This window comes from uncultured Parabacteroides sp., assembly GCF_905196875.1.
Taxonomy (GTDB): Bacteria; Bacteroidota; Bacteroidia; order Bacteroidales; family Tannerellaceae; genus Parabacteroides.
Genome location: NZ_CAJJWO010000037.1, coordinates 1 through 26,467, shown reverse-complemented (window position 1 = coordinate 26,467; position 26,467 = coordinate 1). Strand labels below are relative to the sequence as shown.

The following is a 26,467-nucleotide window of genomic DNA, read 5'->3' as shown; positions in this document are numbered from 1 at the left end:
AGATGAAACAAATGGAATAAAGGACATTACAGAAGGTGATTTGCCCAACTGTTTCGAAGTTCAAGAGAGGAAACACCTCCAAATTGTTCCAAGTCATTGCGCATCAGTTCACGTATATTATCTGTGAGGCCATACCGCAAATCCTGCATGGTTTCATTGTATAATATACCCCAGATGACACGGTTATATAAGGCTAATCTGCGGCGGAAGAACATTTCTTGTTTACGATATCGGATATCTAAGAATCGGAGATAGGAAAATACTCTCATGTGATAGGTTTGTTTCAGCCCTTCTCCAGACATGGATACTGGATGTTGGCTAAGAAACTCGGCTAACCTGCCGGTTCCGCCTTTAAAGTTTGCCCGTATAACTTCCTCCTGTGTTTCATAGATCCGGTTTATGTCTCGTGTCACAATGGAGTGAATAAATTCTGTTTTGATAAGTTCGTCTGTAACCATAGTGTTCGTTTTGGTTACAAAAAAAAGGATGCGCCCTCTTTTAAGAAAGGACGCATCCTATTAATCGATAGGGTATATCTGTTATGTCATTAATCTTCTTTCCCTTCTAATAAGCGGATGTCACGTTTTAAAAAACATAAGTCTGCAATAGCGTTTAGAGCTTCTTGCTCCCTACCTTTTTCACAGACACAGTCACAAGCTATTAGGGTAATGGCATTGTCGATTACACCAATCTGAGCATCCATAAATTCGGGATCATTTTGAAACTGTTTTATAAAGCTGATAAGTTTCTCAGTAACAACAATACCTTCAATGTTAATCGGTGTCATTTCTTTCTCCTTTCTTCTTTAGAAATAAACCAATATAGGAAACTAGCCAATAACTTGAGTTGGCGAAGGGAAAGGAGAGTGGATACCCGTTCACGTTCGTAGGTGACGGTATAGACTTTACGAGTGCCGCCTTTTTCAGTGGTGTATTCATCGGTGATGATACCCCACACAGGTTCTTTTCGTTTCATATCTTGCCTCCTTTCTTCGCTGAACAATAAACCAAACAAGCCGCAATCACCAGCGGCAGGAATACAATAGAGAGAACAGCCAGCAAAGCGGCTGTGTACATCTTGGCTTCGTAGATGTTTTTACAGGGAGTGGCTTCGCCGGGCATGGCGTTGTAAAATTTCTGAACCGCAGTCCAGGAAAAATGATTGGATACTTGTACGCGCTTCCGGCTTCCGGTAACAGGTACGGTTAATGAATTCGTTTTCATAACTCACGTAGTTTCGCTTTGTGTGAAAAGAAAGACGGCCACACATTTCCCGTCGCGAAACTACGTGAGTTCATCTCCGAAGAGCTGAAAAATCACTGGAAATGGCAGCCGCCTATATCGTACAATTTGGGCATAAAAAAAGCCCTACAAATATGTTGTGAGCATTATCCGTTACTCTTCGGTTGATGATTTCTCATCGTAGTTTCGCACTGCAAATATGGTGAAAGTTTTTGGATTTGCAATGCAAAAGATTAACTATTCAGTAATTTCTTTTTCAAATTATCAAATTCTTCTTCTGTGATAGTTCCAGAATCTAATAAATCTTTGGCTTCTTTAATCTGATCCGTTACTGATTTTTTACTGTTCTCTTTGATAACCTGGATAGCTTCTGCTTGCTTTTCCTGTACTGCTCTAAGCTCCACATCTGATTTTTTGTCTGATGCAAAGGCTATAATTAGTCCTATCAGCGGACTTAACAATAAAGACCAGAAGAAGGCCCATCCAAAACCAATTTTACGTCCACTACCGACGAAACCAGCGACGATAGAAAAGACAATCCATCCAAGAATCCACATAAATTTATTATATTAATTGTCATAGAATTTAATAATACTAGCTAACGGCTCCTCAAATTTGTAGAGATCATCCAAAGACTCAATTAAATTTTTCGTTTCTTTTTTGTTCTCATCAAATGTCGCAATGTACTTTTTGCCGCCATTAAAATAAAGACGACAAATAGGTTTACGATTATTGTCATCGAGAAGGATGCCGAAATAACTTTGGGTGTCACGTTGTGCTACGCGATTAATATCAACGTACTTACGCAACATTGCCCGGACAATGAAATATCCTTCTTTTTCTTCTTCCGTTGTTATGATTTTACATTCTTCTTCAGCAAGTGTTGGAGATTGAATTTCTACATGAGGTATTTCATCTGTTTGTTTCTCTGTTTCTTTGTTTAAGGCATTTTTAAAACGATCCGTAATTATATCACTGATAACTTGACTAAAGGATCTTTTGGTTAAATCAGTAAATTGCTCAAGTATTTTAGCTGTTACAACACCTGAATATACTTGTTTTGTAAACAATCGAACCAATGTTTCGCTTGGAGCTTCCATCTCTGCAAGAATAATATCTTTCAGGCCTTTCATAAACTTCAACTCACTAGCTGCATTGACAATGCTTTCAACATCGAAATATGATTTATGAAATTGTTTGACTTCTTCTATCTGATTATCTCGTAAATCAAGCATATTTAATACCAAAAATGGTTTTCCATCCATTTTGTTTGGTTCTTCCAGGTCTGTATAGAAGCGATATTCAATACCATTAGTTAATACTCCAAATCGAGCGCATGATACGTGATAATAACGTAATAACTGGTTATCATGTGAATTTAATTTTTCGGCCCAGTGTTTACATTCAATGAGTATTACTGGTTCATTGTCTTTCAGAATAGCATAATCTATTTTTTCGCCTTTTTTAGTGCCTATATCACATGTATATTCTGGCATTACTTCGAAAGGATTAAATACGTCATAGCCTAATGCTTGAATAAAAGGCATGATTAATGCGTTTTTTGTAGCTTCCTCAGTTTGAAGATTGTCTTTTAGTTTGGCAACGCGTTCTGCCACTTGTTTGATAGTGTCTTTAAAATCCATAGCTATAAATGGCGAACTCTCTCATATCGTGTGCCCACCGATTGTTGACATCGGAACCCGATTTCACGGATTACACAATAAGAGAGAGTACATATAAAGGTTCAACAATGTTTGGGCGCTGTGAATATGGGTATTTTTTTTTGAATACCAAAGGAAACGTTCTTTCTTTTGGCGGTATAGTTTGAATTTGTTGGTTACTGTGCATTGTAGTGCTCAAAAAAGAGCGTCCAGATGATCGCTCACCCAGACGCCCAACCTTAACTATGAAAAAATTTACGTTTTTCATTTGTAAACATACGATTTATTATAATCCGTCATCCGTCGGATCGTATGTTAGTAAACATGTAGTTCACTTATTTCACGATTTGAACTATCCTGTTATAAATCTTCAACCGAATAGTTGTAATTATCATTGATGTATTCTGTGATCTCAGAAACAACTTGCTTCTGGCTTTCCGGATCATTTTCTATGCTGTTAGCTTCTTCATCAGATAGGAACCAATAAAATCCCCCTTCTAAGGATTTGGCATCTTCAAGGATATACTCAGCTACGGTTGTATATCCACTATCTTTTATAAAGTCTTTGTTATCACAGATATAAGCTGATAGTAATTGTTCAATGTTATGTTTCATGATTGTATCGTTGATTATTATACCAATAGGTTCAATTATTATTATTCAGATTGCTCTTTTTCCCGTAGGATATCTCCTCTAGTCTTTGTTTTTGACAACTCAATACGGATATTTGCATTTTCGTAAAAGTCGATTGAAAAGTCCCTCTTCTGAAGCGTAGACAATGATACTCCAAGTTCTTCTTTTGTGAACTCCTCAAATACAGCCGATAGAGTTGTATAAGTATATATCTTTATCGGCTGTTTGAATAATAGTACAAAAGTTTTTGTCATATTAATGTATTAAACCATTATTTATTTGATCTGCTTATATACTCAATAAGTCTTGTTTCTGCACTGGCAACAGTCATTTCTTGATTCTCTGTTAGTATATAATCTTGTTTCAGTATCAATAGGTCAGACATAAATTTCAGCAATCTAGCCTTAGTGAATGAGGTAAGCTCATTCCAATTAAGATCTTTAACCTGCTGGAGTTCTCCATTAAAACTAACTTTCGCAATATCAAATTCCCTACTGTCAACACTTGTTTTCATAACTTTGTTTGTTTTATTATTATGATGCAAATATAAGGCCTTATTTTTGCATATGCAACAAAAATGCAAAAATAAACTCCTATATTTGCATATTTAACATTTTCTAATGAATTAAACATTGAAATAGCTCACATTTTTCCAGATTTGAAATTTGGAGGGAAAAGAAAAGCCTCTGTCATTTTTCGACAGAGGCTGAATCTATTGGCTACAGTTCGTTTTTTAGTGTTCAATTAAAAAAGTTCTTTTCAGAATTGAACTGTGGCCATATTGCTGACTATTTCTTTAAATTTAGCTTGTATGATTGCTCTTTGTTTTTCGGATGCAAAGGCTAATCCGTTTTTATACTTACGCATCAGAGAAGGATTGATACCGACTGCACGGGCAAATTCTGTGGCACTGATAAATGGAAATGCCAGGAAAAAGCCGGAGAAGTCGTAACGATATTCAATCGTATATCCCTCTTGTACCCATTCTGATACCATACCTGTTCGTTCCTGAAAGTATTCAAACTGCTCTGTGAGCACTTCCGTAAAGTCGTTTTTCGCTTCGGCTTCAGAAAGACCATAGCCAACCGCACCCTTTACATCTTTTGTGTAAATGGAGTAGCCACCATCGGCTGACTTTTCGATAATTGCTGTAACTGTTTTCATAACATTCTTTTATTGTTTGGTCCAATTAAAACCACTCCCCGGAGGGAGTGGTAGTTGCTTTTACTTTTTCAACCCGGCATCTTTCATCATCGATTCCAGAGTTCCTTTCGGTATTTCCTTGCTCGGATGGCGGCCGACGGGGATGAAATAGTCAAAGTCCGGGTGAACATACTTATGATGTTTCTTACCCTTTTTGATTGTCCAGCCTGCGGCTTCAATCAATTTGTAAAACTCGGAAAATTTCATGATGTAAAAGAACTTTGTTTAATTGAACACTACAAAGGTAACATATATGTTCCAATCCTGCAAGAGGAAAAGTAATAAAAAGAACATATTTGTTCCTTTTTAACAAAGCCGCCCTACCTATCACAGGCAGAGCGGCTAACTCAATTACTAATCTAAAAATCTAATACCATGAAAAACACTTACTTAATATTAATTTTTCGTTTTATGAACTTAAAAATGCCATATCCAACACCTAATAGAATAATGCCTGATAGTGCACCGATGGCCCAACCGCCCATATCCATTTTGAATTGTTGCCAACGTGTCAGTTTCTTTTCAACTTCAATAGGGATTTCAACGGTTTGTATTATTTCGATCTCTTCGATCTGTATAGGGATGCCCAATGTGTCCGGGTAAATATTCAGACTATGGTTTAATTTACCACCAGACCATACAGCCCAACTTTCGCCATAGGGGTTATGCAAATATGACGTTGTATCCGGGGTACTTATGGAATCTCTGTAAGGAACAAGTACGGTTTTAATGATAGTATCACGGAGCCGGACAGTCGTAACCTCCATACTTTTCACTGGTACATATACCGTCTTTGTGCAAGCTACCATGCAAAAGGTAATACACAGATATAATATCGTTCCAGTCACAAGGCGTCCCATCCGGCTTCCACTTCTGACATGATTGCGGGGACTCCATTCTCAACTAAGCTGATAGCTGCTGCCATCGCACACATGATGGACTTTTCGTCCGGATCCGGAACGAAAGTTGTAGGGACTTGCATTTCCCGGCTTACACGGATGATGTAGCCGGATGTGTTGTTTTCGTGCTCCGGAGCCCATCGGTGGATATAGTCGGCGATGGTGCGGCAACCATGCAACTTGTGGTAATTACGCAGTAATTTCAGCAATGCCCGGTAGCCGGATGCCCTGTCTTTGAACTCTTCAAATGTAAAGTCTTTTTTGTTGGCGGCATCTACTTCACTCTGCCATTTCACACTGTTGCTGTTACGGATGTTTCCGGGATTGTTGTTCCGGAGACCGCGGGGTAATTTTTCTGTACTCATTGATGTTCCTCCTCTAATTTTTTGAATGGGTCGGCGCTGATGGGTGGCTTACGATATCCACATTCCAGTTTTTCGCATTTCCATAGTTTCAATATGGCATTGTTCGTAGTCAGTGTATTATTTTGATTCCGGGCCGCCGTCAAATCATCGTATAGCTTATCAATCAAATCACTCTGCCGGGATTTCTCTTCACGGAATTGTATGTAAAGCTCTTTCCATTGTTCACTGACCTTAGCCTCGTTTTCTATTTCAGCCGACCGGCGTTTCTGTGGAAGCAATACAATGGCAGCAATGCCTCCTCCGCTGATAAAGGTCAGAAAAGCTAAACCTATTGTCATCCAATCCATTCTTTGTTATTAATTTATGGGTATAAAGTTGTTCAATTCTAATCCAGGCATAAAGGACATTCATTTGCGCTTTGCTCCAAACGTATCATAACCATCCCGGTTAAAGAGCATGGTCCAACCGACACTTGAGAGTTCGCGGGCAATAAACGGAGTCAGGGTATGACTTCGGGATACATCCTTCAGCCAACATCGTTCCCGTTGTTCAGCAATCATTCGGTTACGGATCGCGACCAAATATGAAAGGGATTGATCTGATACGAGCAGTTGTTCCATCAGGTCCCCGGAGAACTCTTTCAGTCGGTAGGCTACGGTTATAGCTAGTCGGGCGGAATCAGTCATCCGGTTACTATTGTCGGTTCCGCATTCTATTTCTCCATAATCGACAAACAAATAGTAACCGTTTATATTGTTGACACGGCTACTGACTGCATCGAAGTTGGGGCCAAAGACATAGTTGCCTATTTCGGGTACTAAAGGTTCGTTAGGCAGAGCAAGAAGGGCTGCAGACAAGTCTTCGTACCCATCTATATTGCTTCGCCCTTTGTTGAACAGAGCGCTGAAAGCATCGTGATTCGGGAAGCGGGCGAAGTAAAGAAACAGTTCAATTAATAGGGATGTGTTCATATGATTTGTTTTATTGTTTTTATGGATAATCCTGTCTTGTCAGAGATTTCTACCAGGTCGATACCGGCTTCGTTCATGGCGGTGACGCTTTCAATGAGCTTTTTCCGGAGGATGGCCAGGTACTTGATGACCGGCATTTGTTCAATAACGTCTACATTTCCTAATCCGTCGGCCGAAAGATTATACAGGCTTTCGGCCATGCCGATGGAGATAGCCGGTTTATGTTCTTTAGGTTTTCGCATGTATAAGATACTGAACGGAGTCTGGGTGAACAGGTAGTTGGCAAATGCTTGGAAGTTCAGGCAAATGGCCTGGAGTAATATCGAATCCAGCGATGCAAAACTCTCAGCTAACCGATGGGCAGCTTCGGACGTGTAGGTGCCTGGACAGTATAGAATAGCTGCCATCACAGGCAGTTTGTCCGCTTGGCAACCAATCAGTTCGTAAGCCTCTATGAACTGGATGGCGGAGAGCGAACAGGTTAGCGTGTCAAATCCGGTCTGTATTTTGTATGCCTTATATATTTGGTCGTTTACGGATATTTCCGGCACCAATTGTGCCAGAAAGCAGTTATTGATATGTTGCATGTCTTTACATATAAAGTCTATCTGTTCGGAAAGCAGATACAGATTTTGATTCGCATCATCCCCTTTTATCTTCTTTGGATTCAATTTTAGAGCTTTGCAGATGTAAGCGATATGTAATTGCCGGTAAGAGATTTGACCGGTAGCGTATTGCTGGAGCAACTTGCAGACAGACAGATACAGTTCCGGAGTAAGTTGTTCCCATCGATTGGGTATACTATATTCTCCGAAATGAGTTTCAAAAACAATAGCAGGAGCATTCATGACATCAGGAAGATTTTATCGCTTTCGCGGTTATAGGAGGTGGTAGGATCAATATTCCCGGACACAGGTTCACTGAGAGCCAGGTCTATGGCTTTGATGGTTTCCATTGCCTGGGATTGCAGGGAGGCGGCCAATGCGTCTAAAGCGGATTTCTCGGAAGAACCATGACGGAAGCCTTTAGAATCGTCGAATAGGTTACGGATGGTCATTGGTAACTCGATAATATCGAAACGCGTCAAGGCAACCGAAATAATCAGCATCGCCAGTGCCCGTTTCAGCTTCGTTTCGAAGTCGGCTTCGCGGCCTTCTATACTGACGAAGTATCCTCCGATCGTATCGTCCAGCACTTCGCGTTGAATAGCGATGGTCCGGAAGAAGAACAGGTATGACATATCTATACTGTACAGGCTGTTGAGTTCGGCGGTTGTTTTGATCCGGAGGCTGTCCATATACTGGAAGTCGGTTGTCTTACGCCAGACTTCCTGGTAGGATTCATTGGTCTCCAGTTCGTGGATAAGCGAATCCATTGCGTTAAAATAATTGTCGATATACTGGCGGCGCATACTCTCCAGTTCGTATTTGTACACATCCGCCCCTCCGGACATACGTTTGGCGATGGTAGCAAAGATAACAGCCTTGTGCATGGTCAGATTGCCGAAAGCCAGTTTCAAGTGATGCCAGGCGTCGGAATCTTTGTCTTGTATGATCGATTTCCAAAGGGGAATGGTTATGATGCCCAGGATCTGTTTTCGTGCGCCTATGGCAGACGAATTGAGTTCTTCGATCTCTATATCGCTAGCGACATAAGGTACATAATCCCGAAAGTCGGCGATATTGTCAAATAGTTCTATTAATACGTTGTAGCTCATGATTGTTGACGGTTTAAACGATCATTAGGTGAAACTTCTTCCTGACGTGCCGGTACCTCCCGGTAAAAACCGATCCGGTAGCCTTGTTTATAGAGATCCGGAAAGTTGACCTGCAGGACCAGATTGAACGGTTCGCAGCACTTCTCATCGTCTGGAGTGAGTGTTTGCAGATAAAGCAAGTAGTTATAATATACATCGGCGCCTGACTTGGATATAACCCCATCCTTGCTAACGCTGGAGATGGACGAGTCCAGGCCTACGGCACCCAGTAGCACTTCGTCTACCCGTTTGTCGTATTCGATCAAGGATGAAATGTATTCTTTGTACTTCAGGTCGATCGTTTCGATCTTCCATCGTTCTTCTTCGTTTCCCTGGCCGGTTTTGAACGAATAGGTAGAAAAGGCCTTCCCCTGGTTCTTTTTACCGGATAAATATAGCGATAGACGGCGTAGTTCCTCCTGGGTGTAAAGTACGATCAATGACTCCCGGTATTCGGTGCCGATCTCGATATCATTGTATTTTATCAGTTGTTTGTTATCCTTCTTGCGGAGCTTATTTTCTTCGCATAAGGCTTTTATTTGTTTACGCTTGGCTTCTACCCAGGCATTCGGTATGATAACATGTATTTTGGCTGCCAAGCTATTATTTAAAAAGCTATCGATAAATTCGGGTAATTCGTTTGATGTTTTGATATGAGTCTTAACACCTTCGTGGGTTTCGTTCTCTCCGTAATGATTGCCCACGGAGCTTTCCCGGTGATGGGATATGGCGGCAAAACGATAGTTGTCAACTTCGTTGATGCGAAATAGCGGGTACACCTTGTATTTGGCCGCTCCATAGTTCCAGTTTCCGGTAACGACGAAACGCAGATCGTTATATAATACGATATCCTCGGCGACATCTTGTTTGAGCGTTGCCAAGCGGCAATATTTGTTTTCTACTAAATCCAACCCGGCCACGGGCATGCGGCCAATGGCTTTTCCTTGCGACATGCGCCACTTTACGAAAAAGTCCCGGAAGAAGTAATATCGTTTGATGATGGCAAGTCCGAAATCCTTGTAGGACATTTCCATACCATTTTTAGGCCAGCTGTCCAGCCATTCTTGTATAGTTGGCACATCGGTCCACTCCCGGATCACCTTGTTGTCTTGCAGTTTCTCTTTGTATATACGGGGGCCTTTACCGTATAGCATATTGATCTGTTTACTGATTAAGCGGGGTAATAACCGGTTGTTCTTGATATCGGCCTCTATATGTTCGCATTTGCGGTTATCCGCTCCACGGGAATACACGTTATAGCCATCCACATTCAACCAACGGAATGATATATTCCGATTATATCCGGATACAGGTCTTTCGTCCTGATCCATTTCCCGCATCAGGCTGGTACCGGGATTCGTACCCACCTGAAAGGTTATTACATTGTTGTCATCCAGGTAACAGCCAAGGTTACCCCACATGTCTATCTGACTCATAGCCAATCTATCTTATGTAGTTTAAATCCATCTTGCGGAAACCCCATGTACCGGATCAGTATGCGGTAGCATGACTTTGGGTTGCCATCTGCATCGGAGAACAGGAACAGGTTGTCGCTATCCACCCGAAAGCGCTCCTGTGGTAGCTGTGCCCTATACTTGCATCCTGCCTTGGTTACCAGCTTGGCTGATGCCTTTCCCCTTGCCTTAGAGTAAGGATAGAAGGCAATAGTGAAGCATCCATCGGGTAGCTTCGATAGCTCCCGTGCCCATTGCAATGCGTGCAGGCCTGTAATCGTTTCCATGCCCAAATGTACGCGGGCGAGCGGGAGAGGGAAAGGACACGGGTCCCTCTGTCATATTTTCCGGACCGACCGGGAGAGTGCAACACAAGTCGAAAACTCAGCGGTGGCGTAAAACAGAAGCTTTTTGCGAAAAGTCTTTTTTAATTTTAGGGGAATACCATCACTGTCTTTCAGTTATATAGGTGCATTTTCATTTCCAAAACAGGCTATTATTATAGGGTGAAACAACTATTATTATATCCCGGGAGAAGGTTTATAGCATCATATTGTCGGGTAAATCATCCGGTATTGCGCTATATTCGCTAGGCATACGTTCGTAGTATAGGCCATGTAGCAGGTAAATGAGCGCGGACGGAAGCTGTGTTGTCAACCCGGCCTGATACTTGATGGGGACTTTCTTTTCACTTGTCTTGTCTAACTCGATACGGCCGTCGGTTTTCTTTCGGGGAGACAACATGATGGAACTGCATAAGTTCGGGCATTCGTTTTCATCTACTAATACGCGTGGGAATGAATTGGATTGTTCTCCGAAAATAAGCAGCAACAGTTTGAACTGCATCCAGTAGTAGATCGTGCTTTGTCCTTCATTCATCAGTTCAACTGAAAAACCGTAACTCTCTAATTCCCTTTTTAATATCTTGGCATCTGTGGTTATTTGCTCGAAGTCTTCTTTCTTTTTGTTACCGGCACGGTCGTAGTACAGGCGGATGTGTTTGTTCTTGGCATCGGAGCCGAAGAACTCATGAATGGCGGTGGCCAGTTCCGGCTGTTGCTGTGGGTAGTAGCAAGTGAACTCTTTTAAGACGCGGAGTTCTGTACCTTGCTTACGTTCCTGAGCAGCTACCACACTGGAGAAATGACCAGGGTCGTAGCCTAGGAGGATTTCTTCGCGCGGATCGTAATACTTCAGGTAAAAGGCGGTCAGGCGGAAATGCTCTTTCAGATCCAGGCGCATGATGCTGGCATATTTGTAACTATCGGTAAATTGATGTTGTTTGGGTGAGTAGTTGGCAAAGAAACGGTCCATTACCTCTTTTTTGCGGATGGCGCATATGGCGGTCAAGAATTCGTCGATGTCGAGACTTTCCAACTGGGTTTTGAAAAACTTCGGACCTAATATGTCTTTGTTCACAAAAGAGCTGGCGCGGATGTAGTAGGTAGCGTACCGGCGCATGTCGGCCAGACGAGGTTTCCAAAGGGCGATAATTCGCTTTTGTTTTTCGATATCCAGGCGTAACTTTTCCAGCAGTATTGGGTTCTTTTCTTCACGTGCAAGCGCATCGGCACGATACATGGTCGCCAGTGCTTGGTTGATGTGCAGGGAGACGGTGACAATCTCTTCTATCAGGTCTGTATTGACATTGTGTTCATATTCTTCAAACCAGTTGTCTTCACCCAGGTCCACACGGGCGGTATCGGATACGCCGGTAATTCCCTGATAGTATTGGCTGGCACGTATTTCGGCGCTCGATCCACGTAGGGACGGAAACAGGCGGCTTTTCAGTTTTTCGCCTTTCTGGTGTTTCATCTCTTCGATGAAGGCATGCACACCGGAACGTCCGGCCACGGATTCTGGCTGGTCGCTCGATACGAGTTGCAGGTGGAAGCCGTTACGGAACAGGATGCTGTGCTTCGGGAAAGCGATCGGGTAACGTGGACGGCAAAAATGGGTAGGGATTTTACTTTCGCCGACAATGTAATCTATACCGTATTCCAGCATGGTGCGCCGGCCTCCCATGATTGGGCGGCTGAAGTAGGCTTGTATATTCGGCCAGATGTTGGTAAACAAGGCGGTATAGGTTTTGTGAACCAGGAAGGCCAGTTCTCCGGGCATCTCGTTGGCTACCTTAATAATACGCGGGCCGAATACGCCTTCCGTCTTTCCACCGGCACGGGCTACCTCGGTTATCTGTGTATTGGCGTCTACTACATTGGCCCGGATTTGCATCAGGTTCATATAATAGTCTTCGAAGCGGTCGGTTTGAAATGTGTTATTCTCCATCTTCTGGTATCTCCTCTATGATTTCGGCATCCATGATATTAGCATCGCGCAAGAGCCGTTGTTTTTCTTCTTTTTCTACAGGAAGGTTGTCTATCAGGTTGATGTAGAAACCGTTATTGTTCTTTTGGGCTATTTCTTTCAGGTTGCGTTTGCTAAAGCCCAGCAGTTCGGCCGTGACCTCGTTGGAGATCAGGAAGACCGGTGCCCAGGCGCTTTCTTTGTCGGCTGCTTCAGAGGCACGCAGGCGACATTCGCGAGCGGCATCGTAACAGGCTTTGGCGGTACGGAAGTCTTCGTATTTCGTTGCTTCCAAGGCCAGGTCTTCGTATTTGTTGGCGAAGTCGGTTTCCCATACTTTGGTGGCTACGTTGCAGTCCATTGAGAAATAGGAGATAGCGGAATAGATACGTGCCTGGCAGGTACGGACATCCAGCCGAATGCCTTGCGTGGAAAAGATACGGGTTTGCAGCGTTTTGGCGGCTTTGGATATATTTCGTTCCTGTTCGTATACTTCGGCGGCCCATTGCATTTGATGCAGGAAGAGCTGTACGTCCTCAGGGATACCGCTACACTTTCCGGTGGAAAGGAAAGTGTGGATGATATCGGGATGCAGTTTGTCTATAATGTCTAATGTTGTCATGACTTTATGTTTGTTGTAGTATACTTTCAAAAATTACTCTGCGTTCCTGGTGTTTTGCCAGGTTTTTTTTGTCGTTTTCGTGATTGCCCGAACGGTTAGGATTATTCAGATACGACTTATATCGTTTGACATTCTGGTTGCAGGCTGCGTATTTTTGAAGGAAGGTTTCCGGATCTTTTCGTCGGAGTTCTTCTAATTGGAAACGTTCGGAATAATGGATGAGTAATGGGTGTTTATTAACCCATTTACCGGTATCGTTGAACGATTGAAGTTCTTCGAAACATTGAAGGTTCCGGATACGCGTCTCGGCCATCTTTGCTACCTTGACTTCGGTAGGTTTATCGTCGAGTTCGATATCCAAAACCTTCATTTCACGCCATGTATTGACGCGGTCGTTATAGATCAGCGTCGCGATTTGGACGTTTTTGTCGAAGATGTTTTTCCAGTCGATTTGCGGGTACTCGTCTTCTTTCTGGTGTTTGATGGAGCTGATGCCGTGGCGGGTTCGCTTTTTTTTTCAGCGTCCAATGCTTCTTTTGCAGCTTCCAGTTCGGCTTGGGTATCTTCTAACGTTTCCTGAGTCTCTTCCAGTTCAGACTGGGTATTCTCCAATTCTTCCTTAGTATCCTCTAATTGCTGGGTTACATCAGCTTTGTCGGCATCTCCGTCCGGATTATCTTCTCCGGAATGATCCGGAGTATCTCCTTGGGGTTGCTCCGAAACTGCCGGTTGTCCGGTATCGGTGTCGGCCGGTTGTTTTTCTTTATCGTTTTCATTTTGCTGTTCGTTTTCCGGTTGCTGTTTATTTTCTGCGGCACGACGGTTCAGACGGATCTTTTCGGCTGTTGTCTGGTCTAAGAGGGTGTACAGGATCTTTTCTGCAGAGCGGGCGGCATTGACGATGGGAGAACGGAGCAGATCGTTCTGGGGTGATACCTCACGAAGCAGACGAAGGTCGGCCTCGGCATGTTCCGAATTAAGAAGCTCCCGAAGGAGCTTCATTTTTTGTTTTATGCTATACATGGGCTATGCTGTTTGTACGCGTGAACCTTGAATTTCTACTAATGTCGTAGAGTCCAACACCCGGAAGGATATTTGCGATCCGGCTTTTGCCGTCCAGGTGGCTCCGTCTTCCAGGACGAAAGATGTATTGTCGGCTACTGTGGCGGCTTTATCAGATCCGGTTCCTACCAAAGTGATGGTACGGCCTTTGTCGGAAGCGGTCAGACCTGATACGGTAGCGAGAGCGTAGGTAGCTGATGATCCGTTCGGTATTTTATACGTGTTGACTCCCGGTTGGGTAGCCAAGGCTGTTGCTCCGGCGGTGATGGTGACGGCATCTTTCACAATGATATCGCCTACATACTTATGATATTGCTTGATAGATTTGTTCTCGAAGGTAAAGGTAACGGAACGGTTTTCTTTGTCATTCTTTAGGTTGAAGGATTTAAGTACCATCGGTTTGCAGGGATTACCCAGAATAAACCGATTGTTAGACTCGCATTCCTGAAAAATAATGAGAAATTTACAACCGGCCTTTTCTTCAATGAATTTTAGAAGCTGATCTCGTACACCGCCCATGATAATAGTCAAGGTGTTCGTGCTCGAAATAGTAAGGTCGCCTTTTTCCCCTGAACTGGTGTATGTCGGGATATCGTGGGCCTCGAAGTAATGCATATACTCGCCGTCGAGCATAGGGAGCGACGAAACCTCCCTGGACGCGTTTGGGATAGGGAATGAACGTGAACCGTCTAACTGTTTGGTTTCTATCAACCATACTTTGTAGGCGATGGATTCACCGGCTACTTCTTTATCGGCTACATCGTCAATACTGCCGATTGCCATCATACTGGCCATTGTTGTGCCTACTACGATTTCGGTTGATACTTTGGCATCGTCCGGAGAGGTGATAGCGGATATCGTTGATACGGATGCGAACAATAGCATCAGACACAGGAAAAATTTGAGTTGCAAAGCACGACGTGCCTTGAATGCTCGTTTTTGGTCTGCTATATAGGAAAGAACTTTCTTTTTTTGCATAACTGTAATTTTTTAATGATTTGGAAAATAGGGAGCCGGGATTGCTCCCGGACTCCTTATAAAGAAACTATGAACAAAAAGATCAGCGTGCACCCGGAATGTTCGGTTGTAAGTCTTTATTGATAGACCGAACACCGTTTACTCGGCGCTCCAGTTCGATAAAGTTGCCCTCGCTGTTGAGTGTTACCATGATGTAATCGCCTACCTTTGTAGGGGTATAGGCGGCTGTGATGCCGGCAAACTTTCCGCTCTTGGTAATGCTGGTTGAGTTTGTTACAGATCCACACTCGATCAGGTAGACAACTCCTTTCTTAGCTCCTGTAATGTCGGTCAATGCCTTGGCTGCTGTGTTGGCAGAAGTCACAAACCAGAACTGATTGCCGCAAGCAATCGTTGTAGCGTCGGCATCTACTGTTGTAGACGGTTTGTTACAGAACAGGCGTTGCAGGCTGTAATTGTTGGCTGTCAATTCTGCCGGAGTAGAGAAATGGCGACCGATGAAGCTGGCGGTGAAGCCTTCCTTCCAGGTAGACCATGCCATGACCATTTCCATAAATTCCTGCAATTTGAATGCCAGCATTTCGCCCGGAACGAATTCCAGACATTGGAGGTTGCCCGGTTCCTGGAGGTGGATCAGCTTGCTTTGTCCCATGTTTGGAACCCATTTGATGGGGATACCCATATCCGGAACCACATTAACGTAGCTCATCGGGCCGGTGAAGTCGAGGTCCTTACCGTATTTGGTGCGGCAGTTGGCGATCCACCAGTCGCGGTGATTCTTATTCAAGTAGATGGCAAAACCTTCGAGGTCAATATCTTCGTCCAGGGTAGCTTTCACATCTTTCACAAATTCGATAACGGCTTCCAGGAAGGTTGTTTCCGAGTAGTCGTTATACGTTTCGTCGGAGTGGGGCAGCAGGGTGTTTTCGTGCATGTAGCGAACTAAGGTGTAGATCAGACCAGTGGATGAGTTCAGGTAGCTGCCTGGTTTGCCGGCTTCCGGTTTTACATAACAACCGCGGATACGGCGGCGGTTCTGTTCGCTTACCATCTGGGTGTAGATTTGCAATAATTGCCACTCAATCATGCCCCATTTGATTGGATCGGAACCATCGGTATTCAAATAACCGATATATTTACGTTCTATCTCTTTGAGCGGACCGAATTTGACTTTTGCCATTGCATCATCCACATAGCCCATTTCAGGTTGCAGATCCATACTGCCTTTCCAAACTTCACCAACTTGGTAAGCCTGAGAAATTTCGGTAAAGAAGGCATTGGTCATTAACTCTCGGTCCTGAACACCATAGCGGCGGGGATAGAGGTCGTACACGTTCTGTAAGACGATGATCCGGGCGATCAAGGCATCCTGGCGCATAATCACATATTGGTCACCTAATCCGGCATCTTTCAATTCTGAAAAATCGTTGGTGAAACCGGAATTCAGTTTTTCCGGAATCAACAGGTTGTTGTTTTTCAAGAAAGCGTAGCGAGCAGCCAGTGATTTACCATAGTTGCGTACTTCGGTACGGAAAGATATACCGTCCGTATCTTCATCGGCTGTATGCAGTGTGGCATAAGCCGTATTGTTGGCAATGATGTTCCAACGTTTTTGCATATCGAACAATGGATGTTCGATACCGAACAGATGGGTTGCCGTTGTACCTGGTCCAAACACGGTGAGTTGTTTTTTGATTACTGTTTGCGGATTGTCATCTACCGCCTTGGCAGCCATCGTTGTTAATGAACGGCGGAGTTCGGCGTTTTCTTTGTTGGAGGTATTCAAAGCGGTCACTAACGACTGTACGCTGGTCACAAGCGACTGTGGCTGGTTGTCATTACCGGGTTGGATATCTACCGTTGCGGTTCCGTCCGTTGTAGTTGCTGTACTATTTTCTGCCTCCGACTGGCGGACTTCGGATGTATTGATAATTGCCAGAGCGGCATTGCGTTCTGCATTCAATGTATCCGCAGCCTGAGCTTCCTGCATGGCATCGGTGATGGACATACCGTACTTCTCTTTGAAAGAAGCCTCGATATTTTTCCAGTCATCATCTACCAACGTGTTGGATTTCGCTTTGTCGATTAATCCAAGGCCGGTAAGGACTGCTAAAAGTTTGTCTTTGAAATTCATACTTGTATTTATTAAATTAATGAAAGAACTCTGTTTCGTTGTTGTTTGCGGGATTCGCTCCATTTCTGGCCAAGTTCGTGGGCTTCGGTCAGGGCTTCATTGAATGTAACTATGCCGTCGATAAGTCCGGCATCTATGGCATGTGTTGCATCAAATGTTTCTCCACGCAAGGCAGGATGATCCAGTTCCAAACTTGCAAGTGTCGGACGGGAAGCTCGAACTTCTGTGCGGAATTGTTCTGCCAAAGGTTCCAACTCTTCGTCTATGTATTGCTGTGGTTTCCCGGCCTTCAGGTTGTTGTACTTCTTATTCTTTAGGTCGGAGATACGGGCATATTCCTCTATCTTCTTGAAACCGAGCGATTCGAAATAAGGATCAATATCCCAAAAGCCGATCATAGAACCGATACAACCTATAATATCGTTTTGAGTGAGTGCTTTTAGTATTGCTCCGTGACTACCTATATAATAAGCTGCTGATCCGCATAATTTTTCGACGAAGCAGTAGATAGGTTTGGAGAGGGCACGCATGGTCTCCGACAAACGGTCGAGATACCAGGCTTCGCCCCCTCCAGAACTTATATGAAGAAAATGGCATGTGATGTTCGGGTTATCTTCGGCTTGTAATAAATCCTGTTCGAATTGTTTGCTGGAGAAATACCAGCAACTATCGGCTGTTATCAATCCTTTGATGCGATGATAGGCCAGTGTTCCGGGTTCTATATCATTGGAAGAAAAATCAATGGTAAGCGGAACGGTAGTTTTAGCCTGTACCGGAATAAGTTCGTCCGTGATATATTCTTTATATGTTTTTGCATCGTCAAATGAGGATGATACCGATTGATTCCCTAGAGGGAAATAGGCAAGTAAGGCGGCGATATACTCATCATGTGTAATGAGTAGTCGGGCTTGTGGGGAAGTTAGAAGTTGTATTACATATGTTTTTTTGTTCATACCTGCTTATTTTCCTACGAAGTAAGAACTATAAACAGGTATGGGAAAGGACTTTTAAAGCGGGCTTTGTCTCATTTTACTGTGAATGTGCAGCGTATCTTTATTTAAATGTGTAGTTATCGATACTTGTGCCGGCCATTCAAGTGAACCTATAAATATAGGTGAGTGCTCAGGGAGTGTTTCGAGTTTTAAGATAGCAGACCGGCGTATCTTATAGGCGGAGGCAGTGGACGTTGTTACTTTCTCTGTTGTGATGTCCTCTTCTACATTATATAATGTACCGGCGTTGTCTGTTTCTTCTTTTGGTGTCATGGTGAAATCATCGGTCGACAGAGTTACGGCAGAGCGTCCCGGTTTCAGGGTGATCACATTTTCCCGGAAAGATTGGATGTCCTGTAGGAGGAATAGTTGGACTTTGTTACAAAATTCTTTCATGTTCTATTTGTATTTATTTGTTATTCAAACACTTCGCCATTTTCAGACGTTTTCACCCCAAAAATCGGACAAATCGATACACTTGGTCGGTGAAATAATCAGCTATATTTAACATCATTTTGCTGTTTAGCGTATCCACGGCGCTTCGATTTCTTGCGTACCTTATCCCGCCACCGGTAATAGTTCTTTAGGAGAGCATCTTCAGTAATTGCCTGGATGCCATATTTGCGCATGAAATAGGCGACTGTTTCGATATACTGGATGCCGTATAGATGTTTGTTTTCGTCTATCAGGCTATGCAGTTCTGCCCAAAACAGAACTTCGATCTTTAGTGAGATGATCCGGGAAGAACGCGTTCCCAGATAATTATATGTATCAGGGGATTTACCTATACGCCTGTCCGGGATACCTAATTCAAGGTTGCCGTTATCCGGCTGGCAACAAACCGGGCGTTTTTCGAGTAAATCGTATATCACATGATATAAATCCTCTCTGTCCGGAAGAAATACTGGTCCGGGCATGCAGTTGTTGAACTTGCCCTGAATATATTCTGCCAAATGTTGTTTCACCTCTATTTTTGTTGTAACCATGATGAAAATGTATTTTTAAAAAAGTTTTTCCTTATATTCTGCGACCTACCGACCTACAGACCTACAAACGAGATTTGCAATACTCAAATGTAATGATTTTTAGCCAATTAGAAAAATTTAAAGTCTTAAAAGAACGTGTAGGTGACCGACCTACACGACCTACAAGGGTACTTTTTGCCCTTTTTTGCCTATTTTTTGTAGGTCGGTGCCCAAAACAAGAAAAATACCCTCTGACCTACACGACCTACAACAACCTACAGACCTACAAGCGACCTACAACCTACATCTATATATACATATATACTTAAATACTTAATATACATACTATTACTTATTACTTGTTTTGAAAAATTATGAGGCTTGTAGGTCTGTAGGTCTGTAGGTCGCTGTTTTGCGAATATTTTTTTCAGAAAAACACACTATCATCTTTTTCTTTTTAATCTGGGGGGGTACGGGGGGAAAATGAAGATGGGAGAACCGGATACCGGAACTCCCACCACACGAATTGAACAAACAAAAAAAGAATACTCTTTGTCGCACTTTTCAAGAATACTCCCGACACTAAAACGGAAGATCCTGTTGTTTCTTTTCTTCAACCTCCGGCTCATCCCATTCGCTACGTTCCAGGTCAATGTCGAAGTATTGCCGGAATACATCATAATTGAGAGCGAGGCAACTCGTTGTTGTTGATTTAGGATCCATGATACGGATCATCTCGTTATCGACTTTACCACCTTCACGGATATCACCTTTCGGGACTTCTTTAACTTCTTTCCACTTGAACCTGCGAGCGTTTACAACTCCAATATAGGCCGGGTTGGAGCGAATGTTTGCTTCAATGGTGGATTGTGTCGCATCTTCCGTATTGTAGGAAGATTTGGCATAGAGCGTATGGATAGACGACAGGCGAAGATATAGTACTTTTGTTCCTGCCGGTATCGGTATTTCTTTACGCTCATTTCCTGATAGTTTAACCGTTAATTTTTCTGGCTGGTCAATATCGTAATCTCTTCCTTCGATAATGGACCGGGTATTAATCATTACTTCCATCGCCTTAAAGAATCCGGCCAGCTTGTCTGTGCGGGAGATCATTTCGACCTGGGCAATTACTTTCTTTCGGGCAATCTCGTAGAACTCTTCATACGTGAAAGGGAGCTTCAGGTGTGGCGCATGCTCTTCAAGCAGCCGGCACATGGAAAGGAATAAAGATATGGTGTTAATGATACGAGTCATATCACCAGATCCTCCGGAACCGGCCAGTACGGACTTGGTCAGGTCTTTATTGATAGTACGCATATACGACTTGAAATGTTTGCGAACAAGAGGTCTGAGCTTTAGTATTTCAAAAAGGATGTTCGATAGCCCTGTTTTTTCGTAGCCTTTTAGTTCCTGAAAGACGTTTTTTTCATTCTCTTCGTAGGGGGTTGTTCGTTTTGGAACTTCGCATATTACGACACGGTTCATCAGGGCGTTGTCATCCCGTTGGGGAGTTTCCTGACCTGCCAGGATAACGGGGGAGTAGACTTTACTTGTTTCCAAATCTTTGCTTCCGGTCCCTTTTCGTTTTTGTTTTCCATCACCATCGTAACAGACTGATTTCAATCCTTGGAATACCCTGTCGTCTATGTCTTTGTTATTATATTCTTCCAATACTTGCGGTACGTCCCTGAAACCTTCCATAAGCGTAAAGAATGCAGCAGGAGTACCAGTATTAAGATTGAAGCATGGTAAATCCGGATCAATAAACAACGATCTGATAGACACGGCAACCTGTGTTTTTCCTGACATTGTAGGTCCCATAAAAAACAGCGCCGTAAATAAGCGGTCGATCGGATGGATGTCTGATCGGAAAGCACACATGACAGCATATATAATAGCCCACTTCCCGTTGTCGTTTATCTTGTACACCTGGTTCATCAGTGATGTCCAACGTTCGAACGAACATTGCTGTTCCAACGGAATGTTTTTATATACGAACGCTCTCAGGTTCTCGTACATGTCATCATCTTTCCGGAGTCCGGCATGTATGTTGCTGAATGCCGGAGCATAATAGTTCTTACCGTTATGTGTTACCACACCAATGTCTGAGGCCATGTCGATCCGGTATATTCCGTCTACCTCGTGAAATATGGCGTTACTGAAAGCATAGAAGTTTTCCGGTTGTTGGCCATACGTTTTCAATTCGTCACACAGGGTATATTCGTAGCTCATGGATTGTCTTATTTTTTTGAATTGGGCAACTGTCCCGTTTTCAAAATTCAGACCTTCCTCATTAACCAAAGCTTCCTCGAATGAATTGAGTGAGGCGAATATCTTGCTTCGGAGTTCCATGTAGAGCGGTTTCTTATAGTACCGTCGGTTTATCTTAATAATCTTTTTGTTACCTTCGGAATCACTGCTGTAAATATGTAGCAGGGGGATCATGTAAAAGTCAGCCACCTGTAAGTGACCACCTCCGGAAGGATTCTTAAACATATAGCTTACCGGTTCTTTTTCTTTGTTAAGTAGCGGGTAGAATCCGTGTCTACGGTAGTTTGTTTTGTATTCCTCATTTTCTTCTACGTAGTCAGGTACGATGTCCGGATCTTCCCAGATTAGGGAGTCATCGAAACTTTGCTGATGTAGCATGGCGTTTTTCGACTTTTTCTTATCCCGGTAGGGCTTCATCAGTTCCTTGAATGACTTACTGGTCAACTTAAGGACAGAACACCATTCCTTTTCCATGACGGACTGGGCGGCTTCAGAAGCAGAAGCCATAATGTCGGCACACCGGCCATAATAGATCGTCCGCACATCACCTGTCTTCTCTTCCATTGCCGCAGCATATAGCCGAGTGTAGAAGTCTACGAATTCAAAATCGATATCGTCTTTTTCTATATATAGGGTGAAGCCTGCTTTGAACAGATTGCAGAGTGTAACAAGCAGGTCGGACTCCCGTCGTTCGTCGAAGGTTATGTTTGAACTATATGTAAAATGCAAGTAGGCTGCATGTCGGCGGAACTCCTGTATCTGGTCGGCCGAAGGGAGTCCACAAACGTATATGATCGGCTCTTCGCCGTAATTTTCTTTGAATTCGGTAAAACTGTCCGTAAGGATACAGTTTTCGCTGATATCGGGAAGAGTACTCACCAGTTCCTCGATACCATAAAATCCCGGTTTCTTTATGTCTTCGTCTTTCGGGAGCGAAACCGTGAACTCCTTTATCTTGTTTTTTATCGTATCGGATTGTATTTTAAGTTTTTCCGATAATTTCGTAGTATAAGATATGCTTAATGACTTGTCTTTAACAAGTGCAATACATTCAGCTATGAAAGTCAGGTGCTCGTTTTTCAGGATAGGATCTTCAAAATCCTTTTCGTAAATGCCGGCCAAGTAGGTTACCCAGTCTGTTTCGTGGTTATGCAGATAGATGGCCAACTCTTTTTCCGGCATCTTCCGGGCAAAACTGTCCGGATCATCGCCGTCCGGAAGTGATACAGCTCGGACGTTGGCGCCTGCTTCCAGTAGTGCTTTGATGTTTTTAACGGAAGCATTTATTCCTGCTTCGTCACAATCGTAAATGAGTGTAATATTTCGGGTGAACCTTATGATTGTTTTTATCTGTTCAGGTGTAAGGGCGGTTCCGGATCCGCAGACCGTATTGCGTACACCGGCACGAACGAATGATAGCACATCGAATTGCCCTTCCACAAAATACACTCGATCTTGTTGTCCAATGGCTTGTCTCGCTTGGAATAGTCCGAACAGGGCATTGCCTTTATGAAATACGGGAGTCTCTCCGGTGTTATAATACTTTACGTTGTCTGAAGGCTTGATGGAGCGTCCGGTGAAACCTATCACATTACCTTTTAGGTCGTAATAGGGGAACAGAATCCGTCCGCGGAAAGAGTCGTAGACGCTCTTTTCTCCTTTTGTGGCCAAGCCGGCTTGTACCAGGGTGTCGGAGCTGAAAGCGGAGCGTTTCATGTCGTCGATCAGTGTACGCCAAGTGTCTGGAGCAAAGCCTACATGGAAGAGTTCGAGTGTTTGATCTTCTCCGGCATTCCATCCGCGGGAAAGGAGATAAGATTTTGCTTCGTCGTTGGCGGTCAGATAACCGGTGAATTTTTCCGATGCAGCCGACAGTGCGATCAGTAGCGATTCTTTTACTGATACTTTCTGTTGTTCTTCCGGAGTAAGCTCCCGATCAGGGACCTCTATGTGACAACGCTTTCCCAGACTCCTGATAGCTTCCGGGTAAGACATGTTTTCATGCTTTTGCAGAAAAGTAATGACATTCCCTGCTTCTCCACAGGCAAAACATTTATAAATCTGTTTGGCAGGACTAACACACATGCTGGGGCTACGATCCGTGTGGAACGGACAGATGCCCCAATAATTGACACCTCTTTTGCTCAACGTCACATACTCGCTGATCACATCAACTATATTGACGGCATCGAGTATTTGATCTATTATCTTTTGTTCAATCATTATCTTCAAATAGTTTTAATTGCCTTGCGTCGAATGCTTCTCTAAGAGTTACCTGGAAATGTTCTATCAATCGGAAATATTCATCTTCAGTCATTCGTTCCTTTCCAAAATATAAATTCCACCAGCGCTTTTGATTCATTCCAATTGCCTTATAGAAGGCTTTCGTAGGGGTGAAATATTCGGGATTAACGAACTTGATTGTCAGTATTTCCTGTACCAGGTTTCGTCCCTTCTGTTCAGCAACCGGTATACGATATCGATGGACATATAACTGGACAGCCATTTCGCTTTTCCCTAAATGGGTCGCGATATTTTTGAAAGACTGCTTCCCGGCATTATCTTTCAAATATTGAATTTCTTCTTTTCTCCAACTCATTTTCTCATTATTTTATCAAAGTTCTCACTAAATTCATAATCTTTGAATGACAGGATAAACATGCAGCAAAACTTAACGAACAGATCCGGATTAGACTCTTGCTTTTCAATGCCATCAACGTTATATGTTATGACAAATATTTTTGAACCTTTGGATTCCACGTTGTCAAGATCATATAAGCGTCCAGGTTTTAAATCTGTCAACATTTTGAATATTTTATCCTTATATTGATGGAAAGCCTCAGAGCCATATTTTTCTTTATATTGATTGTACCATTCCCAGCTATTTAGCCGATATTGTTTTAAGTCCATAATCAATACAGCTTTTCAAGTTCAACCTTTAGGAATACTAATCTCCGTTCGGCATCCGTACGACTATTTAAAGGTTTACCGGATAGATAGGAACAGATGCAATCATCCAGATAACTGGCATCTTCAGGCGATATGTCCTGGATGATGATTTGACCGTTTTTGTCTTTTTCTACGTACATATTATAATTGTTTTTTATGATAAATATCCATTACCAGCCAGTGCCCTCGCATTGTCTTCCAGTGTCATACGATCGTATCGATCAAAACAAGCTGATGTTTTATGACCTGTGCATTTCATTATTTTATTGCTTGGTATATTGTTTTTGATCATATTTGTCGCAAAAGTTCTACGAGCAGTGTGCGAACTGATCATTTCGTATTTAGGCTTACGGACCATTACAATCTGATCCGCTTGCTCTTCCTCGTATACAATCTGTTCTGTGAGTCCTACTTTTTTGCATATATACTTAATAGCTTTGTTGAAATATTGGATACAGCGGGTTTTAGGCATTTGTCCACCATATTTGACAAATATTTCACGCACATATTCGGTCATGGGAACGACCGCTTTATTTTTGGTCTTTTGCTGAAGGATATGGATATTTTCTCCTTTAATGTTATCAGCAGAAAGTCGTGAATAATCAGAATATCGTTGCCCAGTCATACATCCAACTATAAACATATCTCGTATCTCCTCCTGCTTGGGTGTCAGATTATCATAATAATAGATACGGGCTATCTCTTTTTCGGACAAGTAAATGAAAGTGGAGTCATTTTCGCGTACTTTGGCATCGGAATAAGAGTCATCCACAGCCCATCCGTTCAAGTAGGCTTTCCCCAAGAGATATTTAAGTTTCGTTATCATGCTTTTGATTGTAGATATTTTCAGCCCTTTATCTACATGCAGGTAGTCTACAAAGCCGTCTATTTCCTCCCGTCCTATTTGATTCGTTTTATAAGCATGACCTATGGTATCTTGATAGTTCAAGAAATGCTCCAACAAATTCCTATAGAGAGAAAAGTGTTTACCTTTCTTTTTTAAGTTGATAAAAAGTACACCGAACTGGATGAAATTGCAGGACGGAAGATTGCGGAAATATTCGCTTTGTAATTGTGATACATTATAACTTGAAAATTCTAACTGAAGTGCACCCATGATATTTTGTTTTATTTATCAGAAAATAAGCACTACATTTGTAGTGTTAATAGCCTATCTGCGTAAGCAGGAGAGAGTTTACAGAGCCGTTCGGTAGCCGCCGTTCGGCTTTGCTGCTTTTATACCATTTCGTTAGCGTCAACGGAATGGTTCATATCTTTCGTGATTTGAGCTATTTCCAGTTGTTCGGAATTTCCGAACAACTACTATCAAGATTGATCGGGATTTCCGATTAATCTATTCTTCGAAAATTTTATCTACATCTTCATCGTCCATCTCCTCAATATCTTTCTCTTCTGGCTGATAATACACCTCCGTATTGGTATTCTCCCAGTCCTCTTCGTAGATATCACTATCGCCCGCTTCGATGGCCAATGCTTTTGCTTCTTCCTTGCTGTTTGCTTTAACAAATACACCTATACATCGATGTACGGTTACTTCATAGATTTTCTTGTCGTCCATTTCTTATATTTTTAAATTATAAATTGTAACTGCAATATCTACAACTGCCTCCAACAGCAAGTATACATGCTGTTGATGTTTCATAAGGGCATCCCTCCGGCTTGGAAATATCAAACTCTAATTTTTCATCTTCAACAAAGGGAATAAGCCCCGTGAATGCATGTTCACTGCCAGCATTATTGCAGCATCCGAAATGCTCAAATAATTGCCATAAGAGACAGGTATATGTATCACCTGACTTATAATCTGTTTTGAAATAGATACTTTTGAATTTCATTTTCAGAAACGTATTATTTTCATTCAGTACTTTTGCACCTTCTTCTGTCAATATGACTTGCACTTTATCGTTTAATTCCATAAAGCTCATTTATTTTTATATTAAAGCCATTCTAAACTCTCTTTCCAAATTTTCTCACAGGCCGCTT

Annotated in this window: 34 protein-coding genes; all 34 read right to left on the bottom strand. The window is 42.8% G+C overall.

Going from position 1 to position 26,467, the window contains the following annotated elements; all coding sequences use genetic code 11:
- Positions 1 to 26: 26 nt before the first annotated feature.
- Positions 27 to 458: a hypothetical protein gene (locus QZ076_RS13240; protein ID WP_046151704.1), complete on the bottom strand. Its 432-nt coding sequence runs from the start codon at positions 456 to 458 to the stop codon at positions 27 to 29.
- Between the two features lie 89 nt (positions 459 to 547).
- Positions 548 to 787: a hypothetical protein gene (locus tag QZ076_RS13235; RefSeq protein WP_046151703.1), complete on the bottom strand. Its 240-nt coding sequence runs from the start codon at positions 785 to 787 to the stop codon at positions 548 to 550.
- A complete protein-coding gene (locus QZ076_RS13230; RefSeq protein WP_046151702.1) occupies positions 784 to 975 on the bottom strand; it encodes a hypothetical protein in 192 nt (63 codons plus the stop codon). The genes QZ076_RS13235 and QZ076_RS13230 overlap by 4 nt, the downstream gene beginning before the upstream one ends.
- Positions 972 to 1,223: a hypothetical protein gene (locus QZ076_RS13225; RefSeq protein ID WP_046151701.1), complete on the bottom strand. Its 252-nt coding sequence runs from the start codon at positions 1,221 to 1,223 to the stop codon at positions 972 to 974. Before QZ076_RS13225 ends, QZ076_RS13230 begins: the two co-directional genes overlap by 4 nt.
- Positions 1,224 to 1,474: 251 nt before the next feature.
- Positions 1,475 to 1,798, bottom strand: coding sequence for an SHOCT domain-containing protein (locus QZ076_RS13220; RefSeq protein WP_046151700.1), 324 nt, complete (start codon positions 1,796 to 1,798; stop codon positions 1,475 to 1,477).
- Between the two features lie 12 nt (positions 1,799 to 1,810).
- A complete protein-coding gene (locus QZ076_RS13215) occupies positions 1,811 to 2,884 on the bottom strand; it encodes a type I restriction endonuclease (RefSeq protein WP_293713754.1) in 1,074 nt (357 codons plus the stop codon).
- A gap of 378 nt (positions 2,885 to 3,262) precedes the next feature.
- Entirely contained in the window at positions 3,263 to 3,517 is a 255-nt protein-coding gene (locus QZ076_RS13210) for a hypothetical protein (RefSeq protein ID WP_293713753.1), read from the bottom strand.
- 289 nt (positions 3,518 to 3,806) lie between these two features.
- A complete protein-coding gene (locus QZ076_RS13205) occupies positions 3,807 to 4,049 on the bottom strand; it encodes a hypothetical protein (protein ID WP_293713752.1) in 243 nt (80 codons plus the stop codon).
- Between the two features lie 245 nt (positions 4,050 to 4,294).
- Entirely contained in the window at positions 4,295 to 4,699 is a 405-nt protein-coding gene (locus QZ076_RS13200; protein ID WP_046151695.1) for a hypothetical protein, read from the bottom strand.
- A gap of 60 nt (positions 4,700 to 4,759) precedes the next feature.
- Entirely contained in the window at positions 4,760 to 4,945 is a 186-nt protein-coding gene (locus QZ076_RS13195) for a type II toxin-antitoxin system HicA family toxin (protein WP_046151694.1), read from the bottom strand.
- A gap of 179 nt (positions 4,946 to 5,124) precedes the next feature.
- Entirely contained in the window at positions 5,125 to 5,547 is a 423-nt protein-coding gene (locus QZ076_RS13190; protein ID WP_157317160.1) for a hypothetical protein, read from the bottom strand.
- 35 nt (positions 5,548 to 5,582) lie between these two features.
- Complete coding sequence (locus QZ076_RS13185; RefSeq protein ID WP_046151693.1) at positions 5,583 to 6,002, bottom strand: structural protein P5; 420 nt, start codon at positions 6,000 to 6,002, stop codon at positions 5,583 to 5,585.
- Positions 5,999 to 6,349, bottom strand: coding sequence for a hypothetical protein (locus QZ076_RS13180; RefSeq protein ID WP_046151692.1), 351 nt, complete (start codon positions 6,347 to 6,349; stop codon positions 5,999 to 6,001). Before QZ076_RS13180 ends, QZ076_RS13185 begins: the two co-directional genes overlap by 4 nt.
- A 60-nt stretch (positions 6,350 to 6,409) precedes the next feature.
- Positions 6,410 to 6,973 (bottom strand): hypothetical protein, encoded by a 564-nt coding sequence (locus QZ076_RS13175; protein WP_046151691.1) that lies wholly within the window; start codon positions 6,971 to 6,973, stop codon positions 6,410 to 6,412.
- Positions 6,970 to 7,821, bottom strand: coding sequence for a hypothetical protein (locus tag QZ076_RS13170; protein ID WP_046151690.1), 852 nt, complete (start codon positions 7,819 to 7,821; stop codon positions 6,970 to 6,972). Before QZ076_RS13170 ends, QZ076_RS13175 begins: the two co-directional genes overlap by 4 nt.
- Complete coding sequence (locus QZ076_RS13165; protein ID WP_046151689.1) at positions 7,818 to 8,690, bottom strand: hypothetical protein; 873 nt, start codon at positions 8,688 to 8,690, stop codon at positions 7,818 to 7,820. Before QZ076_RS13165 ends, QZ076_RS13170 begins: the two co-directional genes overlap by 4 nt.
- Positions 8,687 to 10,165, bottom strand: coding sequence for a hypothetical protein (locus tag QZ076_RS13160; RefSeq protein WP_046151688.1), 1,479 nt, complete (start codon positions 10,163 to 10,165; stop codon positions 8,687 to 8,689). Before QZ076_RS13160 ends, QZ076_RS13165 begins: the two co-directional genes overlap by 4 nt.
- A complete protein-coding gene (locus QZ076_RS13155) occupies positions 10,162 to 10,470 on the bottom strand; it encodes a hypothetical protein (RefSeq protein WP_046151687.1) in 309 nt (102 codons plus the stop codon). Before QZ076_RS13155 ends, QZ076_RS13160 begins: the two co-directional genes overlap by 4 nt.
- Positions 10,471 to 10,723: 253 nt before the next feature.
- Positions 10,724 to 12,472: a hypothetical protein gene (locus QZ076_RS13150; RefSeq protein WP_046151686.1), complete on the bottom strand. Its 1,749-nt coding sequence runs from the start codon at positions 12,470 to 12,472 to the stop codon at positions 10,724 to 10,726.
- Positions 12,462 to 13,112 carry a hypothetical protein gene (locus QZ076_RS13145; protein ID WP_046151717.1) on the bottom strand — a complete coding sequence of 217 codons (651 nt, stop codon included), beginning with the start codon at positions 13,110 to 13,112 and terminating at the stop codon, positions 12,462 to 12,464. Before QZ076_RS13145 ends, QZ076_RS13150 begins: the two co-directional genes overlap by 11 nt.
- 4 nt (positions 13,113 to 13,116) lie before the next feature.
- Complete coding sequence (locus QZ076_RS13140) at positions 13,117 to 13,482, bottom strand: hypothetical protein (RefSeq protein WP_046151685.1); 366 nt, start codon at positions 13,480 to 13,482, stop codon at positions 13,117 to 13,119.
- 32 nt (positions 13,483 to 13,514) lie between these two features.
- Positions 13,515 to 14,135 carry a hypothetical protein gene (locus QZ076_RS13135; RefSeq protein WP_157317158.1) on the bottom strand — a complete coding sequence of 207 codons (621 nt, stop codon included), beginning with the start codon at positions 14,133 to 14,135 and terminating at the stop codon, positions 13,515 to 13,517.
- Positions 14,136 to 14,138: 3 nt separating this feature from the next.
- Complete coding sequence (locus tag QZ076_RS13130; protein ID WP_046151684.1) at positions 14,139 to 15,152, bottom strand: hypothetical protein; 1,014 nt, start codon at positions 15,150 to 15,152, stop codon at positions 14,139 to 14,141.
- An 82-nt stretch (positions 15,153 to 15,234) separates the two neighbouring features.
- Positions 15,235 to 17,286 carry a hypothetical protein gene (locus QZ076_RS13125; protein ID WP_046151683.1) on the bottom strand — a complete coding sequence of 684 codons (2,052 nt, stop codon included), beginning with the start codon at positions 17,284 to 17,286 and terminating at the stop codon, positions 15,235 to 15,237.
- Positions 17,287 to 17,297: 11 nt separating this feature from the next.
- Positions 17,298 to 18,239 carry a S49 family peptidase gene (locus QZ076_RS13120; protein WP_046151682.1) on the bottom strand — a complete coding sequence of 314 codons (942 nt, stop codon included), beginning with the start codon at positions 18,237 to 18,239 and terminating at the stop codon, positions 17,298 to 17,300.
- Between the two features lie 54 nt (positions 18,240 to 18,293).
- On the bottom strand, positions 18,294 to 18,674 hold the full coding sequence (locus tag QZ076_RS13115) for a hypothetical protein (protein WP_046151681.1): 381 nt from the start codon (positions 18,672 to 18,674) through the stop codon (positions 18,294 to 18,296).
- A gap of 98 nt (positions 18,675 to 18,772) precedes the next feature.
- Positions 18,773 to 19,264, bottom strand: a complete 492-nt coding sequence (locus tag QZ076_RS13110; RefSeq protein ID WP_046151680.1) for a hypothetical protein — start codon at positions 19,262 to 19,264, stop codon at positions 18,773 to 18,775.
- A 561-nt stretch (positions 19,265 to 19,825) separates the two neighbouring features.
- Positions 19,826 to 23,737 carry a DNA primase gene (gene dnaG, locus QZ076_RS13105; RefSeq protein ID WP_046151450.1) on the bottom strand — a complete coding sequence of 1,304 codons (3,912 nt, stop codon included), beginning with the start codon at positions 23,735 to 23,737 and terminating at the stop codon, positions 19,826 to 19,828.
- Positions 23,730 to 24,113, bottom strand: a complete 384-nt coding sequence (locus QZ076_RS13100; protein WP_046151449.1) for a hypothetical protein — start codon at positions 24,111 to 24,113, stop codon at positions 23,730 to 23,732. Before QZ076_RS13100 ends, dnaG begins: the two co-directional genes overlap by 8 nt.
- Positions 24,110 to 24,424 (bottom strand): hypothetical protein, encoded by a 315-nt coding sequence (locus QZ076_RS13095; protein ID WP_046151448.1) that lies wholly within the window; start codon positions 24,422 to 24,424, stop codon positions 24,110 to 24,112. Before QZ076_RS13095 ends, QZ076_RS13100 begins: the two co-directional genes overlap by 4 nt.
- 2 nt (positions 24,425 to 24,426) lie before the next feature.
- Positions 24,427 to 24,603: a hypothetical protein gene (locus QZ076_RS13090; RefSeq protein WP_198293305.1), complete on the bottom strand. Its 177-nt coding sequence runs from the start codon at positions 24,601 to 24,603 to the stop codon at positions 24,427 to 24,429.
- 14 nt (positions 24,604 to 24,617) lie between these two features.
- Positions 24,618 to 25,580 (bottom strand): site-specific integrase, encoded by a 963-nt coding sequence (locus tag QZ076_RS13085; protein ID WP_052725109.1) that lies wholly within the window; start codon positions 25,578 to 25,580, stop codon positions 24,618 to 24,620.
- Between the two features lie 237 nt (positions 25,581 to 25,817).
- The gene (locus QZ076_RS13080) at positions 25,818 to 26,042 is read right to left on the bottom strand and encodes a hypothetical protein (RefSeq protein ID WP_293713751.1); all 225 of its coding nucleotides are present in this window, start codon (positions 26,040 to 26,042) and stop codon (positions 25,818 to 25,820) included.
- A 16-nt stretch (positions 26,043 to 26,058) separates the two neighbouring features.
- Entirely contained in the window at positions 26,059 to 26,400 is a 342-nt protein-coding gene (locus QZ076_RS13075) for a hypothetical protein (RefSeq protein ID WP_293713750.1), read from the bottom strand.
- Positions 26,401 to 26,467 lie beyond the last annotated feature (67 nt).